This is a genomic window from Pseudomonas sp. NPDC079367 (assembly GCF_044542195.1).
Classification (GTDB): Bacteria; Pseudomonadota; Gammaproteobacteria; order Pseudomonadales; family Pseudomonadaceae; genus Aquipseudomonas.
The window spans coordinates 47,012-67,601 of record NZ_JBITTW010000032.1 but is presented as its reverse complement, the minus strand read 5'-3'; the positions used below and the strand labels follow the sequence as shown (position 1 = coordinate 67,601).

The 20,590-nt window shown below is 62.0% G+C and carries 14 protein-coding genes and 1 tRNA gene; 11 read left to right on the top strand and 4 right to left on the bottom strand.

Translation table 11 applies throughout. The annotated features are described in order from the left end of the window. The 3 genes from ACIGDJ_RS21205 to ACIGDJ_RS21195 form a co-directional block, all read left to right on the top strand. The coding region (locus tag ACIGDJ_RS21205) for a S1 RNA-binding domain-containing protein (protein WP_397504608.1) at positions 1–428 on the top strand (428 nt) is incomplete at its 5' end. A 195-nt stretch (positions 429–623) separates the two neighbouring features. Then, positions 624–699, top strand: a tRNA-Thr gene (locus ACIGDJ_RS21200). Between the two features lie 229 nt (positions 700–928). Beyond that, positions 929–1,228: a DUF6388 family protein gene (locus ACIGDJ_RS21195; RefSeq protein ID WP_042608866.1), complete on the top strand. Its 300-nt coding sequence runs from the start codon at positions 929–931 to the stop codon at positions 1,226–1,228. A 48-nt stretch (positions 1,229–1,276) separates the two neighbouring features. Here the strand turns inward: ACIGDJ_RS21195 and nadC are convergent, their stop codons facing one another. Continuing rightward, positions 1,277–2,125, bottom strand: coding sequence for a carboxylating nicotinate-nucleotide diphosphorylase (nadC, locus tag ACIGDJ_RS21190; protein WP_397479998.1), 849 nt, complete (start codon positions 2,123–2,125; stop codon positions 1,277–1,279). 265 nt (positions 2,126–2,390) lie between these two features. On the opposite strand from nadC, the gene ACIGDJ_RS21185 reads away from it, so the two are divergent. The 4 genes from ACIGDJ_RS21185 to ACIGDJ_RS21170 all read left to right on the top strand — a co-directional run bounded on the left by ACIGDJ_RS21185 (position 2,391) and on the right by ACIGDJ_RS21170 (position 8,248). Next, positions 2,391–4,571, top strand: coding sequence for a DUF1631 domain-containing protein (locus ACIGDJ_RS21185; protein ID WP_101158058.1), 2,181 nt, complete (start codon positions 2,391–2,393; stop codon positions 4,569–4,571). A gap of 64 nt (positions 4,572–4,635) precedes the next feature. Beyond that, a complete protein-coding gene (ampD, locus tag ACIGDJ_RS21180) occupies positions 4,636–5,196 on the top strand; it encodes a 1,6-anhydro-N-acetylmuramyl-L-alanine amidase AmpD (protein WP_397479999.1) in 561 nt (186 codons plus the stop codon). Further along, positions 5,193–6,032: a regulatory signaling modulator protein AmpE gene (gene ampE / locus ACIGDJ_RS21175; RefSeq protein WP_101158054.1), complete on the top strand. Its 840-nt coding sequence runs from the start codon at positions 5,193–5,195 to the stop codon at positions 6,030–6,032. The genes ampD and ampE overlap by 4 nt, the downstream gene beginning before the upstream one ends. A gap of 185 nt (positions 6,033–6,217) precedes the next feature. Continuing rightward, positions 6,218–8,248 carry a methyl-accepting chemotaxis protein gene (locus ACIGDJ_RS21170; RefSeq protein WP_397480000.1) on the top strand — a complete coding sequence of 677 codons (2,031 nt, stop codon included), beginning with the start codon at positions 6,218–6,220 and terminating at the stop codon, positions 8,246–8,248. Positions 8,249–8,356: 108 nt separating this feature from the next. Here the strand turns inward: ACIGDJ_RS21170 and ACIGDJ_RS21165 are convergent, their stop codons facing one another. Beyond that, positions 8,357–9,133 (bottom strand): TatD family hydrolase, encoded by a 777-nt coding sequence (locus ACIGDJ_RS21165; protein ID WP_397480001.1) that lies wholly within the window; start codon positions 9,131–9,133, stop codon positions 8,357–8,359. Positions 9,134–9,136: 3 nt separating this feature from the next. Further along, positions 9,137–10,132 (bottom strand): catabolite repressor/activator, encoded by a 996-nt coding sequence (gene cra / locus ACIGDJ_RS21160; protein WP_101158039.1) that lies wholly within the window; start codon positions 10,130–10,132, stop codon positions 9,137–9,139. A 304-nt stretch (positions 10,133–10,436) separates the two neighbouring features. On the opposite strand from cra, the gene ptsP reads away from it, so the two are divergent. From ptsP to ACIGDJ_RS21140, 4 genes are all read left to right on the top strand, one after another. After that, positions 10,437–13,298, top strand: a complete 2,862-nt coding sequence (gene ptsP / locus ACIGDJ_RS21155) for a phosphoenolpyruvate--protein phosphotransferase (protein ID WP_397480002.1) — start codon at positions 10,437–10,439, stop codon at positions 13,296–13,298. Further along, positions 13,298–14,239, top strand: coding sequence for a 1-phosphofructokinase (pfkB, locus tag ACIGDJ_RS21150; protein ID WP_397480003.1), 942 nt, complete (start codon positions 13,298–13,300; stop codon positions 14,237–14,239). The genes ptsP and pfkB overlap by 1 nt, the downstream gene beginning before the upstream one ends. A gap of 11 nt (positions 14,240–14,250) precedes the next feature. Beyond that, positions 14,251–15,984: a PTS fructose-like transporter subunit IIB gene (locus ACIGDJ_RS21145; protein ID WP_312995114.1), complete on the top strand. Its 1,734-nt coding sequence runs from the start codon at positions 14,251–14,253 to the stop codon at positions 15,982–15,984. 249 nt (positions 15,985–16,233) lie between these two features. Then, positions 16,234–17,775 carry an alkaline phosphatase gene (locus ACIGDJ_RS21140; protein ID WP_101158031.1) on the top strand — a complete coding sequence of 514 codons (1,542 nt, stop codon included), beginning with the start codon at positions 16,234–16,236 and terminating at the stop codon, positions 17,773–17,775. A gap of 127 nt (positions 17,776–17,902) precedes the next feature. Here ACIGDJ_RS21140 and ACIGDJ_RS21135 read toward each other — a convergent pair whose 3' ends face one another. Then, on the bottom strand, positions 17,903–20,431 hold the full coding sequence (locus ACIGDJ_RS21135) for a PepSY domain-containing protein (protein WP_397480004.1): 2,529 nt from the start codon (positions 20,429–20,431) through the stop codon (positions 17,903–17,905). Between the last annotated feature and the right edge of the window lie 159 nt (positions 20,432–20,590).

The window sequence follows — 20,590 nt, the reverse complement described above, 5'->3', positions numbered from 1 at the left end:
AGATCGACACCGACAAGATCCGTGACGTCATCGGTAAAGGTGGCGCGACCATCCGTGCGATCTGCGAAGAAACCAAGGCTTCGATCGACATCGAAGACGACGGTTCGATCAAGATCTTCGGCGAAACCAAGGATGCCGCGGAAGCTGCCCGTCAGCGCGTTTTGAGCATCACGGCAGAAGCCGAGATCGGCAAGATCTACGTCGGCAAGGTTGAGCGCATTGTCGACTTCGGCGCATTCGTCAACATCCTGCCGGGCAAGGACGGTCTGGTGCATATCTCGATGCTGAGCGACGCTCGTGTAGAGAAAGTGACCGACATCCTGAAGGAAGGCCAGGAAGTGGAAGTGCTGGTACTGGACGTGGACAACCGCGGCCGTATCAAGCTGTCCATCAAAGACGTGGCAGCTGCCAAGGCTTCGGGCGTTTAATCAGCCCAAGGCTTTAGCGCAATGAAGATGCCCCCGCCGTGCAAACGGCGGGGGCATTTTTTTGCCTTGAATAAAGTTCCAAAGATCGCAGCCTGCGGCAGCTCCTGCAAAGCGCTGTGATAACCCGATCATGTGGGAGCTGCCGCAGGCTGCGATCTTTGCTTTTGTGAAAACCGGTGCTAGGTTTAGCCCACCGCCCGTGTAGCTCAGCCGGTAGAGCAGCGCACTCGTAACGCGAAGGTCGCAGGTTCGATTCCTGTCTCGGGCACCAGATTCCCGGCGCGCCACGTCGACTCATGTTCCGCAGGTCAGCTTTTTGTGCGAGAGATGTAAAGAGCCGTGTAATTCGTCATGCAAACGTCCTATATTCGGTGCCTGCATGAGCATCGCTTAGCAGTTTTCAGATGATCCCGAATGGTTCCGAAGGCCGGCCTGTCCGCGTCAGAGAGATCCTTGATGATCCAGATCCATCCTCCATTCTTAAGATCAGCGAGAACCCCATGACTGAATTGACCCAAGAGCAACGCCACGAACAAGCGCTGGAAAAATACCTTCTGGATGTGCCGGACCTGAAGGAAGAGATCAAGGACCTGAGTCCCGATGATCAGAAAGACCAGATCCAGTGGGCCTTCGAAGACGAAGCCGAAGCGCAGGGCCTGCAGCCGTGGGAGCTGACCCTCAAATACACCAGCACGCCGGAGGAGTTCGAAGCGCAGCGCCTCGTACTGCATAAGGAAGCGGCTGAGGTACTGGGTGTCGAGTGGGATGAGTATTGCGAGATGAACAATCTGGTGGTCTGAACAAAAACGCCAGCCTCAACAGGCTGGCGTTTTCTATTGCGCGAATGCTCAGAGGCTCAGTCGCATCGACAGATCCACCGCTTTGACATCCTTGGTCATCGCGCCAATCGAGATGTAATCCACGCCCGTTTCGGCGATCGGCAGCAGCGTGCTTTCGTTGATGCCGCCGCTGGCTTCGAGTTTCGCTTTGCCGGCGGTCAGACGTACTGCTTCGCGCATGTCATCCAGGCTCAGTTCGTCGAGCATGATGATATCGGCGCCGGCTTCCAGCGCTTGCTGCAACTCTTCAAGACTTTCCACTTCGATCTCCACCGGTTTGCCCGGGGCGATCTTGTGGGCGGCGGCCACGGCTTCGGTAATGCCACCGCTGGCGGCGATGTGGTTTTCCTTGATCAGGAAGGCGTCGTACAGACCGATGCGATGGTTGTGACAGCCGCCGCAGGTCACTGCGTATTTCTGCGCCAGACGCAGGCCGGGCAGAGTTTTGCGAGTGTCGAGTAATCTGACCTGAGTCTCGCCGACGAAATCCGCCAGGTACTGCGCGCGTGTTGCCACACCGGACAGCAACTGCAGGAAATTCAATGCGCTGCGTTCACCCGTCAACAGTGAGCGAGCCGGGCCTTCCAGATGGAACAGTGGCTGATTGGCTTTGACCCGCTGGCCGTCGACCACTTGCCAATGCACCGCCACGCGCGGATCGAGCTGGCGAAACACCGCATCGACCCACGCGGTGCCGCAGATGACCGCGTCGTCACGGGTGATGATGGTGGCTTTGGCCAGGCGTTCGGCCGGGATCAGTTGCGCGGTGATGTCGCCGCTGCCGACGTCTTCGAGCAACGCACGACGCACGTTGTTTTCGATTTCGGCGGTCAGATCGGCGAGACGTAGATTCGGCATAACGGACTCCACAAACAAAGTGGTTCGATTATAGGGGCAGGGCGCAAGCCAACCCAAGGCGAGAACGCGAGTGCCTGACTGCATCTGGTCGATTTTCCTGAGCCGGCGCTCGGTTCATGGCGTGTAGGGGAAACCCTGAGGCCTATAGATCGCAGACATCTTTTGCAAGATAATCCGCCTTGTATTTGACGTCATGGCTTTGACGAACGACTCCGCTGGGGCAGTGTCAAAGCGACGAACCGAATCACCGTTCCAGGAGGCTTGGATGCGCAACGACGGGAAAGTGGTGCCTTTGCACCGGGCGACTGCCGATCTGGCGGACCACTCGCCGCTTGCCCGCTTGCCGGTGATTCTGTTGCAGGTCCGCGACAAGGCTGCGCAGCAGCTGCGCCACGATCTGCAGGAGTTGTTCGATAACGCGGATGACACGCTGTTCGAAATGGCCGACCGGGCGCGCAATGATGTCGACCAGAACATCTTTTTCGAAGCCATGCGCGACCTGCGCCTCAAGCGCAAGAACATCGAGCGCGGCTTTCTCGAGCTGTTTTTCGAAGCCTTTGCCGGCCTTACTCAATACAACCCCGCCGCCATTACCTTGCCACGCACGCTGGTGGTCGAAGAATCCACCCCGCGTACCGATGCCATGGAGCGCACCGTGGCCGTTCAGACCATGGTCAGCCGTGTGCTCAAGCGTGACGGCTTTGCCCTTGATCAACTGACCGCGCGGTTCAGTTCAATGCTCGGCAAGCGTCTGGACGACCAGCACAATCCGCTGAGCCCGGTGATGCTTTGCGAATATTTCCTGCAGGCCGGGCGTAACCTTGGCGTCGAGATCAAGGTCAAGCTGATCCTGCTCAAGTTGTTCGAGCGCTATGTGCTGGCCGACACCGAGCAACTGTATGCAGAGGCCAATCAGTTGTTGCTCGCCACCGGCGTGCTGCCGCATCTGAAACCTGCCATGGCTCGTCGCGTGGTCGAGCCTGCCGATAGCGACACATTCATTGATGATCTCGATGCACCGCCAGCAGCGGACGAAGCCGTAGAGGAAGTGTTCGCGGCGTTGCAGCAATTGCTCGCCCATGTGCGTGGCCGCGTCACACCGACACTGGAGCACGGCGCCCCGGCGCATCCGATCAACACCCGCGACCTGCTGCGTTTGTTGTCGCACTTGCAGCAATACGTACCGGCGCTGGAGGCTCAGGAAGATTTCGATCTGCGCCATCAGCTCGAGCAGCTGCTGACCCGGGTCAGCGTCAGAAGCGGCCGGTCCCGCGTTGTCGCGACCGCCGACGAAGATGTGATCAACCTGATCGCCATGGTTTTCGACTGCATCCTCGAGGATCGCAATCTGCCCGACGCGCTCAAGGCGCTGATCGCCCGATTGCAGATTCCGATGCTCAAAGTCGCCGTGCTGGATAAAAGCTTCTTCAGCCGTAGCACCCATCCGGCGCGGCGCCTGCTCAACGAAATCGCCGAGGCCGCGATGGGCTGGAGCGACTGCGACGGCGCAGAGCGCGACAGCCTCTACGTGCGCATCGAACAAGTGGTGCAGCGCTTGCTGAGCGAATTTGTCGACGACCCGGCGATCTTCTCCGAGCTGCTCGCGGATTTCCTTGCCTTTACTCAGGAAGAGCGCCGCCGCACCGAACTGCTTGAGCAACGCTTGCGTGATGCCGAGGAGGGCCGAGCGAAAGCCGAGCTGGCTCAGCGGCGCGTCGCGCAGGCGCTGCAGCAGGCATTGCTGGGCAAAGTGCTGCCGGCGACCGTGGTCAGCTTCGTCCGGCAGGCCTGGAGTAAGGTGTTGCTGCTGACCTGCCTCAAGCATGGCGATCAGTCCGCCGAATGGCACGCCGACGTGCAGACGATGGAACAGTTGATCTGGAGCGTGCAGCGCCACGACGATGGCGAATCCAGCCTGCGCCTGTTGGCTCTGGTACCGGGTTTGCTGAAATCGCTGCGCGATGGCCTGAGCAGCACCGCGTTCGACCCGTTTGCCACCAGCGAATTCTTCAGTGCACTGGAGGCGCTGCACGTGCGCGTGCTGGAGCGCTCCGATGAAGCCGATCACAGCGCCACGCCGCTGATCGAAGTCACGCCGCAGGTCTTGCAGCTCAGCGCCGATCAAGCTGCAGCCATGCCTGCGCCGCGCCGGGCGCAAGACGATGCCGGTTTGTCTCAGGTCGAGCAGTTGCGTGTGGGCAGTTGGGTGGTGTTCGACGATGATGACGAACAGACCTTGCGTTGCAAACTCGCGGCGATCATCGATGAGACCGGCAAATACGTTTTCGTCGACCGCACGGGCATGAAAGTGCTGGAGCGCAGCCGCACCGATCTGGCGCTGGCGTTCAGTCGTGGCGGCGTGCGTGCGCTTGACGACACCTTGTTGTTCGACCGTGCACTGGAATCGGTGCTGGGCGACCTGCGGCGACTCAATCGCGGCAAGTGATCGCGCGCCGGGGGCGGATCGCGGCATACTGGGCGCCCACATGGTCGGCGTTGAAGGAATCGGTATGCAGTTGGATCCCGCGAGCGGGTGGTGTCATGGCGTGCAGATCTGCCCGTCGCCCAACTTCAATGAGCGCCCGGCGGGCGAAGTGTCCCTGTTGGTCATTCACAACATCAGCCTGCCGCCGGCGCAATTCGCCACGGGCAAGGTTCAGGAGTTTTTCCAGAATCGTCTGGATGTCACCGAACACCCGTACTTTGCAGGCATCGCTGACCTGCGCGTCTCCGCGCATTTTCTGATCGAACGTGACGGCAAGGTCACCCAGTTTGTCTCCTGTCTTGCGCGAGCGTGGCATGCCGGCATCTCGATGTTCGAAGGCCGCGAAACCTGTAACGATTTTTCCGTGGGCATCGAGCTGGAAGGCACCGATGATCTGCCGTTCACCGACGAACAATATCGCGCGCTGACGGCGCTGACCCGGCAGTTGCAGCAACGTTTTCCGGCGATCACCGATCAGCGTATCTGCGGCCACAGCGATATCGCTCCGGGGCGCAAGACCGATCCGGGACCGGCATTCGACTGGGCACGCTACCGCGCCGCCCTGGCAAAAGAGGAAGGACAATGAGTTTTCTGGTGTTACTGCTGGCGCTGTGGATCGAGAAGTTTTCGGCCCTGCGCCATCGGCTTCAACGCGACGGCGGATGGATCCGCGAGCTGCACAAACTCGAAAGCAGCGAACGGCTGGCCAGGCAACCCTGGCTGGTGCTGACGATTCTGGTGCTGTTCCCGGTGGCGTTACTGGCGCTGTTGCTGCTGGTGCTGGAACCGGTGGCTTACGGTTTGCTGGCGCTGCCGGTGCATTTGCTGGTGGTGATTTACAGCCTGGGCCGTGGCGACTTGCTGGGCGGCCTCGGGCCGTTTCGCGATGCCTGGCGCCGTGAGGATCTGCAAGCGGCGGCGCACGTGGCCAAGCGCGATCTGAACATCTGCGCCGACAGCGGCGAGCAATTGCTTGAGCGGGTGCAAGGTCATCTGTTGTGGCAGGCCTATCAGAGTTTCTTCGCAGTGATCTTCTGGTATTTCCTCCTCGGTCCTGTGGCGGCATTGGCTTATCGCTTGCTGGCGCTGGCCGAAGAGCATGGAAGCAATCCGGCGCTGGTCGAGCGCGCGGCGCAACTGCGTCATGCCTTCGATTGGGTACCGGTGCGTTTGCTGGCGGCGAGTCTTGCGTTGGTCGGCAACTTCGTCGCGGTCAGCCGAGTGATGCTGCACGAGCTGCTCAACTGGAACATCAGCGCTGCGCAGTTGATCAACAAGGTCGGCCTGGCAGCTGGGGAAATCCCGCCGCCAGCAGTCGGTCCGGACGGCATCAATACCCTCGACTGCCTGTGGGAACTGCTGCTGCGCGCGGCGGTGCTGTGGTATGCCGGGTTTGCCTTGTGGACTGTTCTGGTTCGCTAATTAGAGAAGATCAAAAGATCGCAGCCTTCGGCAGCTCCTACACAGGCTGCGATCTTTTCGTTGTTAACCTTAAGTTACAAAACCTCCCGCCGATTTGCGCTATACAGAGACAGCGCCCGATAGTGGCTATCTGCTGTCGCCTCGCGCCTGCCAATAAAAACAAGAAAAACCAAGGGAGACTTCCAGTGAAGAGCTTGCTCTATCCCGCCGTCTCGCTGATGAACCGTCTGAGCTTCGGCATGAAGTTCAGCCTGATCAGCGTGCTGTTCCTGGTGCCGATGCTGGTGACCAATTTCTATCTGGTGCGCGACTCCTACCGCGAATTTCAGGGCACCCGCGTTGAGCTGCAGAGCCTCGACCTGTTAGGCAGCAGCCTGACCCTGCGCCGGGATCTGGAAACCCTGAACAATCTGGTGCAGATCGACGTCACTCTCGGCCAGTCCGGCAAGGCCGGCAACGTCGAAGCGCAGATCCAGACGCTGGAGCAGGCCGTGCTCACGCGCCTCGAAGGGCTGGCAGCGATGACCGAGGATCCCGAGCAGATCAAGCAGTTCGAGGCCAAGCGCGATGAAATGATCGCCGCGTTCAAGGCCCAGCAAGCGGAAAGCTCGCTGCAAAGCAAAAGCGCGTTGATCGGCAAGTTGCTGGCCAGTGCGCAGATCTTCAGCCAGATCATCACCAGTCAGGCAGGCCTCAGTCGCGATAATCAGAGCGATATTCGTCAGCTCAGTGAGCTAGTGACGCTGATCACCCCGAGCGTCACGCAAACGCTCGGCGAGGGCCGGGCGATGGGTTCGTATTCGTTGGGTCAGGGTTTTCTCAACAGTTCCTCCAGCACGCGTTTTGACGAGTTGCTGGTGCAGATCGAAAAACTTCAGGCTGAATACGCCTTGAAACTGCAGGACGCCCTCGGTTCCAGCCGCGCTGCACGCGAATCCCTCACTGCCCAAGCCGACAGCAGCAAGGCCTCGCTCAAGCAGGCGAGCGAGCTTTTCGAAGAACAAGTTGTGATGGCCGACACCCTCGATGCGCCGTGGCAGGCATTCTACGATCAGGTCACCGGGCTGATGGAACACACCTACCAGCTCAATCAGGCCACGCTGAAATTCCTCGACAGCCAGTTGCAGCAACGCCTGGCGCAAAACCGCACGCACATGATTCTGCAAGCCTCTGCGCTGTCGGTGGTGTTCGTGCTGATCTTTTATCTCTACGGCGGTTTCTACGCCTCGACCCGCACCACCCTGAAAAGCCTGGGCGCGATGATGGACAAGGTCGCGGCCGGCGACATGACCGTCAACTTCAAGGCCAGCAGCCGCGATGAACTGGGCGAGTTGGGCGAGGTGTTCAATGGCACGGTGAAGAAGATTCACGACCTGATCGAACGCGTCGGCCACACCGTCGGCGAAGTCGAGCGTCAGGCCGGACAGGTCGAAAGCGTGTCGGCGCAGAGCAATCAGGCTGTCGCCGGGCAGCGCATGCAGATCGAACAAGTGGCGACGGCGATGAACCAGATGTCGGCGACTTCAATGGAAGTCGCTCGCAGTGCCGCCGCTGCGGTGAGCAGCGCCCACAGCGTCAATGACGAAACCCTGAGCGGGCGCGGGCTGGTGGAATCGCAGCAGGGCAGCATTGCCGCGCTGGCCAGCGAAATCGATCAGTCGGTGCTGGTGATCAATCAACTGGCCAGCGACAGCCAGTCGATCAGCCGTGTGCTTGAGGTGATCAAGAGCATCGCCGAACAGACCAATCTGCTGGCGCTCAACGCCGCCATTGAAGCGGCCCGGGCCGGCGAGCAGGGGCGCGGGTTTGCGGTGGTGGCCGATGAAGTACGCACGTTGGCCAAACGCACCCAGCAGTCGACCGAAGAGATCGAGCAGATGATCGCCAAGCTGCATGGCGGCGTCGGCGCGGCGGTGAGGGCGATGGGCGTCAGCCATCAGATGGCCAATGGCACGGTGGACCAGTCGGAGAAGGTCCAGCAAGCGCTGGAAAACATTCTTGGCGCGGTGGGCATGATCGTCGACCAGAACCAGCAGATTGCCGCCGCCGTCGAACAGCAAACCGCTGTAGCCCACGACATCGATCAGAACATCGTCGAGATCAACCGCGCCGGCGAGCGCACGGCGCAGGGCGCACACCAGACCGAAGATGCCAGCCGGGCGTTGTCTGCCCAGGTCGTGGAACTGAAACAACTGATCAGCGCCTTCCGCGTCTGAGCACAAAACTCTGTAGGAGCTGCGGCACGCTGCGATCTTTTGATCTTGGATTTTAAAGATCAAAAGATCGCAGCCTCGTTTCACTCGACAGCTCCTACAAGAGATTTATTACCAGCCGAAGACTTCGCAGCAGTTGGCGGTGCTGGCGGCGGCCAGTTGTTCTGGGCTGATATTCATCAATTCGGCCAACGCCGCGCAGATCGCCGGCAAATGCGCCGGGCTGTTGCGCTGGCCGGCGAACATCGCGGGAGCCATGTCCGGTGAGTCGGTTTCCAGCACCACCGATTGCAGCGGCAGTTCGGGCAAGACCCGATGCATGCGTAATGCCTGCGGCCAGGTCGGTGCGCCGCCAAGGCCCAGTTTGAAACCGAGCTTGATGTATTCCCGGGCTTCCTCGCGGCTGCCGGCGAACGCGTGGATGATGCCGGCGCGTTTGAGCTTGAAGCGCTTGAGCGTGGCGATCACCGCGGCGTGGCTGCGGCGCACGTGGATCAGCGCCGGCAGTTCGAAGTCCGCCGCCAGTTGCAGCTGCGCGTCGAACAACGCCTGTTGTCGCTCGCGATCCAGAGTTTCGATGAAATAATCCAGACCAATCTCGCCCACCGCACACAGCTGCCGATGCCCCCGCAAGCGCGTCAGCCAGTCACCCAGCGCGTGCAAATCCTCCGGGCGGTGCTGATCGAGAAACACCGGGTGCAAACCGAACGCCGCATAAAGGTCGGCGTCACTTTGCACCAGATCCCACACCCGTTGCCAGTTGCCCTGATGCACACCCAGTACGACGATGCGCCGCACGCCGAGGGCGCGGCTTTCGGCCAGCAACTCGGCGCGATCGGCGTCGAAGTCGGGGAAGTCGAGGTGGGTGTGGCTGTCGGTCAGCTCCACGATTCAGTCCCGATGAATACGCTGCTTGAAGGTCCGCGCAATGGCTTGCACGCCCGGTTGGTAGTCGTCCTGCTCGACGGCGGCCAGCGCCAGTTCCAGGGCCTTGTCGGCGATCAACTGGTGTTGCTGGGACATGGCATTGACCGGCAGCGGCAGGAAATCCAGCAACTGCGTGTCGCCGAAGGTGCCGAGGCGCAGCGGCCGCGATTTCAGCGGGAAATCATGCAGCGCATCGAACACGCCTTGCAGCAGCACGTAGGAAGTGGTCACCAGCGCGTCGGGCAAATGCCCCAGACGCTGCAGGAGTTCTTCCATCAATTGCTTGCCGCACTCGCGGCTGAACGACTCGGCGTGCTCGACCAGCACCTCGCCTTTGAAATCGTTGAGCGCTGCGCGGAAACCGGCGGCACGTTCCTGGCTGATGCTCAGCTCAGGGCGTGCGCCGAGCAGCACGATTTGTTTGGGCTGCGGATCGAGCAGGCTCTGGGTCAGGTGCAGGCTGGCCTCGCGGTCGTCGCTGATCACCGAGCAGAAATGCTCCGGCTCCATGACCCGGTCGATGGCGATGATCGGCAGACCCTTGGCCTGCAACTGGCGGTAGCTGTCGTCACCGGCGGGCAGGCAACTGGCGACGATCAGCGCATCACAGCGACGGGCGCGGAACAGTTGCAGCAACTGGCGCTCGCTGTCTGGCGCATCGTCGGAGCTGGCAATCAACAGTTGATAGCCGCGAGCCCGCGCGCCTTGTTCGAGCAACTTGGCGATGCGCGCGTAACTGGGGTTTTCCAGATCCGGCAGGATAAACCCCAGGGTGCGCGTGTGCCGACTGCGCAGGCCGGCCGCTTGCGGATTAGGCGTGAAGCCGTGCAGATCGACCACCGCGCGCACGCGCTCGACGGTCGCGCTGCTGATGCGTTGCTGTTCGGCCTTGCCGTTGATGACGTAGCTGGCGGTGGTGACGGAGACGCCGGCCAACCGCGCGATATCACTGAGTTTCAACCCGGTATTTCCTTGTTTTTCGAGCATGCCGCGACATTTTCGCCAATCCTACCCGATAAGGGCAGCCGACTTATTGCCTAGGCAGATCCGACCAGTTGGACTTCAAGGATGAGACATTATCGAGTAACGTGCCGATCAATCTAGATTAAACGTTTCAGCAAGCGTATTTTCTACGTTTTGGACGCCTTTGGCCGGTTCTGCCGTGAAACCGCCAAAACTGCCGCTGAAAAGCGCGGCAGAGCGCCTAAGCTGTGAACCATTCAAAACAATACCTGGCGTTGTACTGCGCCAAAAAGGAGATCGCATGCTCGAGCTCACTATAGAGCAGATATCCATGGGCCAGTCGGCCGTGGATAAACCCGCTGCCCTGCAATTGCTGGCCAGTCATCTGGTCGCCGACGGTCTGGTGGCCGACGGTTACCTCGCCGGCCTGCAGGCCCGGGAAGCCCAGGGCTCGACCTTTCTCGGTCAAGGCATTGCCATTCCCCACGGCACCCCGCAAACCCGCGATCAGGTATTCGCCACCGGCGTGCGCCTGATGCAGTTTCCCGACGGCGTCGACTGGGGCGATGGCCAGATCGTTTATCTGGCCATCGGCATTGCGGCAAAATCCGACGAACACCTGCGCCTGCTACAGCTGCTGACCCGCGCCCTCGGCGAGACCGATCTGGGCCAAGCCCTGCGTCGCGCCAGCTCCCCCGAGGCGCTGCTGAAACTGCTGCAAGGCGCGCCGCAGGAATTGGCGCTGGACGCGCAGATGATCGGTCTCGGCGTCTCGGCCGACGATTTCGAAGAATTGGTCTGGCGCGGCGCGCGTCTGCTGCGTCAGGCCGATTGTGTGAGCAACGGCTTTGCCGGTGTGTTGCAGCAAGTCGAAGCGCTGCCGCTGGGCGATGGCCTGTGGTGGCTGCACAGCGAGCAGACCGTGAAACGTCCGGGCCTGGCGTTCGTCACCCCGGACAAACCGATGCGTTACCTCGGCCAGCCGCTCAGCGGTCTGTTTTGTCTGGCCAGCCTGGGCGAAGCGCATCAGGCGTTGCTCGAGCGTTTGTGTGCGCTGCTGATCGAAGGTCGCGGTCATGAATTGGGTCGCGCCACCAGCAGCCGCAAAGTCCTTGAAGTGCTCGGCGGTGAACTGCCGGCCGACTGGCCAAGTGCGCGCATTGCCTTGGCCAACGCCCACGGTTTGCATGCGCGTCCGGCGAAGATTCTCGCGCAACTGGCGAAGAGTTTTGACGGCGAAATTCGTGTGCGCATCGTCGACAGCCAGGACAGCGCGGTGTCGGTCAAAAGTTTGAGCAAACTGCTCAGCCTCGGCGCCCGGCGTGGTCAGGTGCTGGAGTTGATCGCCGAGCCAGGCATCGCCGCCGATGCCTTGCCAGCACTGCTCGCCGCCATCGAAGAAGGCCTCGGCGAAGAAGTCGAGCCGCTGCCCGCGGTCAGTCAGCAGCGTGAAGTGATTGCCGATATTGCTGAGGTGCTGGTCGCCCCGGCATCAGGCAGCCTGCTGCAAGCGATTCCGGCAGCGCCGGGCATTGCCATCGGCCCGGCCCACGTTCAGGTTCAGCAACACATTGATTACCCGTTGCGCGGCGAGTCTGCCGCCATCGAGCGTGAGCGTCTCACGCAAGCGCTGAGCGACGTGCGCACAGACATTCAGGGCCTGATCGAACGCAGCAAGGCCAAGGCCATTCGCGAGATTTTCATTACTCATCAGGAAATGCTCGACGACCCGGATCTCACCGATGAAGTCGCTACTCGTCTCAAGCAAGGCGAGAGCGCCGAAGCGGCATGGATGGCGGTGATCGAAGCCGCCGCTAAACAACAGGAAGCGCTGCAGGACGCTTTGCTTGCCGAGCGTGCGGCGGATCTACGCGATATCGGGCGTCGGGTGCTGGCGCAATTGTGTGGCGTGCAAACCGCGAACGAGCCGGAGCAGCCGTACATTCTGGTGATGGACGAAGTTGGCCCGTCCGATGTCGCGCGTCTGGATCCGGTGCGCGTCGCGGGAATTCTCACCGCGCGCGGCGGTGCCACCGCACACAGCGCAATCGTTGCTCGTGCCCTCGGCATTCCGGCGCTGGTTGGCGCAGGAGCAGCGGTGTTGCTACTGGAACCGGGCACGCCGTTGCTGCTCGACGGTCAGCGCGGGCGCCTGCATGTCGACGCCGATGCCGCGACCCTCAAACGTGCCGCCGAAGAACGCGACACCCGCGAGCAACGCCTGAAAATTGCCGCCGAACAACGCCATCAACCGGCGCACACCACTGACGGCCATGCCGTTGAAGTATTCGCCAACATCGGCGAAAGCGCAGGCGTGACCAGCGCGGTGGAGCAGGGCGCCGAAGGCATCGGCCTGCTGCGCACCGAACTGATTTTCATGGCTCATCCGCAGGCGCCGGACGAGGCGACACAGGAAGCCGAATACCGTCGCGTGCTCGATGGTCTGGCCGGGCGCCCCCTGGTGGTGCGCACGCTGGACGTCGGCGGCGACAAACCGCTGCCGTATTGGCCGATCGCCAAGGAAGAAAACCCGTTCCTCGGCGTGCGCGGCATTCGCCTGACCTTGCAGCGTCCGCAGATCATGGAAGCGCAACTGCGCGCCTTGCTGCGCTCGGCTGACAACCGTCCGCTGCGGATCATGTTCCCCATGGTCGGCAGCGTCGAAGAATGGCGCCAGGCCCGCGACATGACCGAGCGTCTGCGCCTGGAGATTCCGGTCGCCGACCTGCAACTGGGGATCATGATCGAGGTGCCGTCCGCGGCACTGCTTGCGCCAGTGCTGGCCAAGGAAGTCGATTTCTTCAGCGTCGGCACCAACGACCTCACGCAATACACCCTGGCCATCGACCGTGGTCACCCGACGCTGTCTGCACAAGCGGACGGCTTGCACCCGGCGGTTCTGCAACTGATCGACATCACCGTGCGCGCCGCCCATGCGCATGGCAAATGGGTCGGTGTCTGCGGCGAACTGGCGGCTGATCCGCTGGCGGTGCCGGTGCTGGTCGGCCTCGGTGTTGACGAGCTCAGCGTGTCCGGTCGCAGCATTGCCGAAGTCAAGGCGCGCATCCGTGAACTCAGCCTGACCCAGGCGCAAACCCTTGCTCAACAGGCCTTGGCCGTGGGCAGCGCCAACGAAGTGCGCGCATTAGTGGAGGCCCTGTAATGGCCAAAATTCTCACCCTGACCCTCAACCCGGCGCTCGACCTCACCGTCGAGTTGCCGCAGCTGGAAGCCGGTCAGGTCAATCGCAGCGATGAGATGCATACCCACGCTGCGGGCAAAGGCGTCAACGTCGCTCAGGTGCTGGCGGATCTTGGCCATCAGGTCACCGTCAGCGGCTTTCTCGGCGAAGACAATCTGCAAGCGTTCGAAACCCTGTTCGCCAAGCGCGGCTTCGTCGACGCGTTCATCCGCGTGCCGGGCGAGACGCGCAGCAATATCAAGGTCGCCGAACAGGACGGGCGCATCACCGATATCAACGGCCCCGGCCCGGTGGTCGATGCAACGGCGCAGCAAGCGTTGCTCGACCGTCTGCTGCAAATCGCACCGGGGCACGATGCGGTGGTGGTCGCTGGCAGTCTGCCGCGCGGCGTCACTGCGCAGTGGCTGCGTGAGCTGATCGAAAAACTCAATGCGCTCGGCCTGAAAGTCGCCCTCGACTCCAGCGGCGAAGCGTTGCGTGCGGCATTGCAGGCCGGGCCTTGGCTGATCAAACCGAACACCGAAGAACTGGCCCATGCGCTCGGCTGCGAAGTGGTTTCGTCGATTGCCGAGGCGCAAGCGGCTGCACGCCTGCACGGGAAAGGCATCGAGCATGTGGTGATTTCCCACGGTGCCGACGGCGTGAACTGGTTCAGTGTCGGCTCGGCCCTGCACGCCACGCCGCCTAAGGTCAGCGTCGCCAGTACGGTCGGTGCCGGTGACTCGTTGCTGGCCGGCATGCTCCACGGTCTGCTCAGCGCCGATACGCCCGAGCAAACCCTGCGCACCGCCACCGCGATTGCGGCGATGGCGGTGACCCAGATCGGTTTCGGCATCAACGACGCCGCGCAACTGGCGCAGCTCGAACAGGGCGTGCGCGTGCGCCCCCTGACAGAACAATAAGAGGGTTTGTCATGAAGTTAGCCATTGTTACGGCTTGCCCGAACGGCATGGTCACCAGCGTCTTGTGCGCGCGTCTGCTTGATGCCGCGGCGCAGCGTCAGGGCTGGAGCACCAGCGTGGAGGTGGTCGATCCGGCGCACCCGGAACGCGAGTTGTCGGCGGCAACCATTGAAGCGGCGGAGTGGATTCTGCTGGTGACTACCGGCCCGGTCGACATGCATCGTTTTGTCGGTAAGCGGGTTTTTCAGATCGCCCCGGCGCAGGCATTGCAGGATGTCGAAACGGTGCTGCGTCGCGGCGCTGAAGAGGCCGAAGTCTACGTGGCCAGCGCAGTCGAGCCGGCTGCTGACACGCCACGTGCGCCGCGCATCGTCGCCATCACTGCCTGCCCGACCGGCGTCGCCCACACCTTCATGGCCGCCGAAGCGTTGCAGCAGACTGCCAAGCGCCTGGGCTATGAATTGCAGGTCGAAACCCAAGGCTCGGTCGGCGCGAAAACCCCGCTCAGCGCCACGGCCATCGCCGAGGCAGACGTGGTGCTGCTGGCGGCGGATATCGACGTCGCCACCGAGCGTTTCGCCGGCAAGAAGATCTATCGCTGCGGCACTGGCGTTGCGCTTAAGCAATCCGAAGCGACTCTGAAAAAAGCCCTGGCCGAAGGCGCTGTGGAAAGCGCGGCAAGCGACGCCAAGGCCCCCGCCAAGTCGGAGAAAACCGGCGTCTACAAACACTTGCTGACTGGCGTTTCGTACATGCTGCCGATGGTGGTGGCGGGTGGTTTGCTGATTGCGCTGTCCTTCGTTTTCGGCATCACCGCGTACAAGGAAGAAGGTACGCTGGCGGCGGCGCTGATGCAGATCGGCGGCGAAACCGCGTTCAAGCTGATGGTGCCGCTGCTCGCCGGTTACATTGCCTACTCGATTGCCGACCGCCCGGGCCTTGCGCCGGGGATGATCGGCGGCTTGCTCGCAGGCACCTTGGGCGCTGGATTCATCGGTGGGATCATTGCCGGTTTCATCGCCGGTTACGCCGCCAAAGCCATCGCCCGCTATGTGAAATTGCCGCAGAGCCTGGAAGCGCTGAAGCCGATTCTGATCATCCCGTTGCTGGCCAGTCTGGTCACCGGTCTGGTGATGATTTACGTGGTCGGCAAACCGGTCGCCGGCATGCTCGCCGCGCTTACGCAGTTCCTCGACAGCATGGGCACCACCAACGCGATTCTGCTCGGCGTGTTGCTCGGCGGCATGATGTGCGTCGACCTCGGTGGGCCGATCAACAAGGCTGCCTATGCGTTTTCGGTGGGGCTGCTGGCCTCGCAGAGTTACGCACCGATGGCCGCGACCATGGCCGCCGGCATGGTGCCGCCGATTGGCCTGGGCATTGCGACGTTCATTGCGCGGCGCAAGTTTGCCCAGACTGAACGCGAAGCCGGCAAAGCGGCTTTCGTGCTGGGCCTGTGCTTTATCTCTGAAGGGGCCATTCCGTTTGCCGCCAAAGACCCGCTGCGGGTGATCCCGGCGGCCATCGCCGGCGGCGCGCTGACCGGCGCGCTGTCGATGTACTTCGGCTGCAAGCTGATGGCGCCGCACGGTGGCTTGTTTGTGCTGGCGATCCCGAATGCAATCAACCATGCGATGCTTTATCTGCTGGCGATTGTGGCGGGGAGTCTGGTGACGGCAGTGGTGTATGCGCTGCTGAAACGGCCTGAGGCTGTCGAATTGGCGCTGGAGCCCGCCAAGGCCTGACCGACGACACCCAATCCCTGTGGGAGCGGGCTTGCTCGCGAAAAGCGGAGTGTCAGATAAAAAAGTATCGCCTGACACGACGCCTTCGCGAGCAAGCCCGCGCCCACATTCAATCGCATTTCCTCAGACGGACCGCGATCAGTGGTGGGAGCAAGCGAGCCCGCTGCCACATTGGAACTACGGGGTGTCGGGTGTCATGGCGAGTTCATATAGGCGTGCTTAAGTTTTCCCTTTTGCAGGGGGAACACCATGAGCGATTTCAACCTCGGCCGGCGTCGCGTCATGCAAGCGGTCGGTGCCGGACTCTTGTTGCCAGGGCTGGCGCCGGCGGTGATTGCTTCGGTCAAGGATCGTCCGCAGCTCACCGACGGCGTGCAGTCCGGCGACCTGCTCGGCGACCGCGCGATGATCTGGAGCCGCAGCGATCGCCCGGCGCGCATGGTGGTCGAGTGGGACACTGGCAGCCTGTTCGGCAACCCGCGCAAATTCGTCTCGCCACTGGCCGATGCGCGCAGCGATTTCACCGCTCGCGTCGAACTCACCGGCCTGCCGGCGAACCAGGCGATTTTCTATCGTGTGCACTTCGAAGATGCCCAGAGCGGCGTCGCCAGCGAGCCGTGGTTCGGTCACCTGCGCAGCGTGCCGACGGCCAGGCGGGACATCCGTTTTGTCTGGAGCGGTGACACCGTCGGCCAGGGCTTCGGCATCAACCCGGATATCGGCGGCATGCGCATCTACGAAGCCATGCGCCTGCGCCTGCCCGACTTCTTTATCCACAGCGGCGACACCATCTACGCCGACGGCCCGGTGCCCGCGCAACTGACCACCGAAAGCGGGCGCATCTGGCGCAACCTCACCACGCAAGCCAAGAGCAAAGTCGCGCAGACCCTCGACGATTATCGCGGCAACTACCGCTACAACCTGATGGACGAAAACATCCGGCGCTTCAACGCCGAAGTGCCGCAAATCTGGCAGTGGGACGATCACGAAGTGGTCAACAACTGGTCGCCGGGCAAGCAGCTGGATGAGCGCTATCAGGAGAAAGATATCCACAAGCTGGTCGGTCGCGCGCGGCAGGCGTGGCTGGAATATGCGCCGATGCGTTTGCAAGCGGCGGACGGCGGCGGGCGCATTTATCGCAAGCTCAGTTACGGGCCGATGCTCGATGTATTTGTGCTGGATATGCGCAGTTATCGCGAGGCCAATGACGACAACCTTGGCGCGGCAAAACCGTTTCTCGGGCGCGAGCAACTGGACTGGCTCAAGGCTGAGTTGAAGGCGTCGAAGGCACAGTGGAAAGTCATCGCCGCCGACATGCCCATCGGCCTTGGCGTTCCGGATGGCGAAGTCAGTCCGGGCGTAGCGCGTTGGGAAGCGGTGGCTAACGGCGACCCCGGACCGGCGCAGGGACGCGAACTGGAAATCGCCGAATTGCTCGGCTTTCTGCGCGCTCAGCAGGTGCGTAATTTCGTGTTTCTGACGGCGGACGTGCATTACTGCGCGGCGCATCACTACCACCCGGATCGCGCGGCGTTTCAGGATTTCGAACCGTTCTGGGAATTCGTCGCCGGGCCGTTGAACGCCGGCAGTTTCGGGCCGAATCCGCTGGACAAGACGTTTGGGCCAGAAGTGGTTTTCGAGAAGGCACCGCCGGCGCAGAACACCTCGCCGTTTGCCGGTTTTCAGTTTTTTGGAGAGGTGAATATCGAAGGGCAGAGCGGCGAGATGAGCGTGGTGTTGCGGGATCTGGATGGCATAGCGGTTTTCGAACAGAAACTACAACCGGTCTGACTTCACCGGCAGTGCAACCCCTTGTGGGAGCGGGCTTGCTCGCGAAGGCGGTGGGTCAGACAAGTAAATATGTGCTGACACCACGCCTTCGCGAGCGAGCCCGCTCCCACAGGAGGCATGAGGTGGGTCAGTAAACGTCCCGGCGATAGCGGCCCTGTTCGATCAGACGTTCGACTTCGTCGCTGCCGACGATATCGTTGAGGGCCTGATCCACGCCTGAGGCCATGCCTTGAAGGCTGCCGCAGATATAGATGACGGCGCCATCAGCCAGCCATCGCTTCAGCTCATCGGCCGAATCCCGCAGGCGATCCTGCACATAAATCTTCTCGGCCTGATCCCGCGAGAAGGCCAGATCCAATCGCGCCAGATCACCGTTGACCAGCCATTCCTCCAGCTCGGCGCGGCAGAGGAAGTCGTGCTCGCGATTGCGCTCGCCGAACAGCAGCCACTGCCGTTGCTGACCATCGGCAATGCGTGCCTTGAGCAAACTGCGCAGGCCGGCGAGGCCGGTGCCGTTGCCCAGCAGGATCATCGGCACCGGCTCGTTTGGCAGATGGAAAGCGCTGTTGCGCCGTACCCGCAGGCCGATGCTGCCACCCACTGGCGCATGCTCGGTGAGCCAGCCGGAGCCGATGCCGAGGCTGCCGTCGTTGTGCTGTTCCTGGCGCACGATCAGTTCCAGCACGCCGTCAGCGGCAATCGAGGCGATCGAGTATTCGCGCATCGCCAGTGGCACCATGGCGTCGACCAGCGATTGCGCATGCAGGCCGACCAGATGCGCGCGGTGTTCGGGCAGCTGGCGTGAGGCGAGGGCGACTTCCAGCGGCTCGTCGATGCCGTTGACCTTTACTTGAGTTTCGCCACGAATGCCGAGGCCGTCGAGGAAATGTTCGATGGCCCACGGGCAGTTGCGCGGCAGCACTTCGACCAGATCACCGGCCAGCCAGCTGCGGGTGTCCGGGGCTTTGAGGCCGAGCAGGTAAACCGGCGCGCCGCTGCTGTCGGGGTTCATCAGTTCGCGACGGATCAGCGTCCAGTTGTCGTAGCTGGGTGCTTGCCAGGTTTCGCTCGGCGCCTGTCCGGTGAGCTGGCCGAGTTGGGTTTGCCAGTGACGCAGCGCGTAGGGATCACCGCTGTCGACTTCCACCGGGGCGAACAGCGTTTTGCCGCCGTGTTCGCCGAGCCATTGATGCAGGCGCTTGGCGAAGCCGCAGAAGTGCGCGTACTGCCGATCGCCGAGGCCGAGCACGGCGTAGTTGAGGCTGTCGAGTGTCGAGGCCTTGGCCAGCACTTTGCGTTCGAAACCTCGGGCGCTGTCGGGCGCTTCGCCGTCGCCGAAGGTGCTGACTACGAACAATGCGTTGTTCGACTCACGCAGATCCTGTTCGCTCAGATTGGCCAGCGGCTGCACGTTGACTGGCAGCCCGGCGGCCTGCAATTGTCCGGCGGTCTGCCACGCCAATTGTTCGGCGAAACCGCTCTGGCTGGCGAAGCCGACCAGCCATGCCGAAGCATCGGCTGACGGTTGCACGAGGCCTTGGCGGGCATCCTTGATCTGCTTTTTCTTGCGCCGCCGATCGAGGTACAGCAGCCAGCCGGTGATAAAAAACAGCGGCATGCACACCGCGGCAATCGTCACGATGATGCGCCCGACGAGGCCGAAGTAGCTGCCGACGTGCAGCGCATAAATGCTGGTCAGCAGTTGTGCCTTGAAGCTTTTGTCGGCATAGCGGTCGACGCGTTTGACCACGCCGGTGGCCGGATCGAGAGTGATCTGGTTTAGCGCACGGTCATGGGGCGAGCTGTCGAGCAGGTAGAACACCGTCGCCGGCTGGCCGGCAACCGCCGGCATGCGAATGTTGTACGCGGCCAGGCCCGGGCCGGCAGCGCTGTAGATGCTGCTCCACATCGCTGCGTAGTCGGCGGTCGGTGGCGGACCTTCCGGCGCCGGGCCGCGACCACCGCGTACGCGTTCGTTTTGCGGCGCGTCGGAAAGCAGCCGGGTCAGGCCCTTGTTGTACCACTCGTACGACCACGACAACCCGGTCAATGCCAACAGCAGATAGACCAACAGGCACCAGGTGCCGGCCACCGAGTGCAAATCCCAATTGAAGGCGCGCCCTTTCTTTTTCCAGTCCAGGGTCAGCCACACGCGCCAGCTGTTCCACTGGCGTGGCCAGCGCAGATAAAGGCCGGAGAGACAGAAGAACAACAGCATCAAAGTGCAGGCGCCGGTGATGTTGCGCCCGGTGTCGCCCATGGCGAGGAAGCGGTGCAGTTGCAGCATCAGGCCGAAGAAGTCCTGGCCGGTGGCGTTGCCCTTGAACTCGGCGGTGTACGGATCGAAGTAGCGCATCTCGCCTCGCCGTTCGCCCTTGGGCGGGGTGAAGAACACCCGTGCGGCGTGACCGCTGTCGGTCTCGACCCAGAGCATCGCGACTTTCTTGCCGGACGCGGCTTCGATGCGCTCCACCAGTTCCACTGGTGGCAACACCCCGGCAACCTGTTTTTCCACCTGCAACACGGACGGATTCAGCGCGCGCAGGATTTCGTCCTGAAACGAATAGGCCGCGCCGGTGATGCCCATCAGAGCCAGCACCAGCCCTGCGGTGATGCCAAAAAACCAGTGCAACTGGAACAGGGTTTTCTTCAACACGTCACTCGCCGTCCGTTCGGAAATTTGTCATCACGGCGCGCATTATGCCGTGGGTTATCAAGAAGCGTTTTGCGTAACACACAAAAGCCCCGTTCAATTGAATGAACGGGGCGGATTGTTCTTTGTAGGAGCTGCCGAAGGCTGCGATCTTTTGATTTT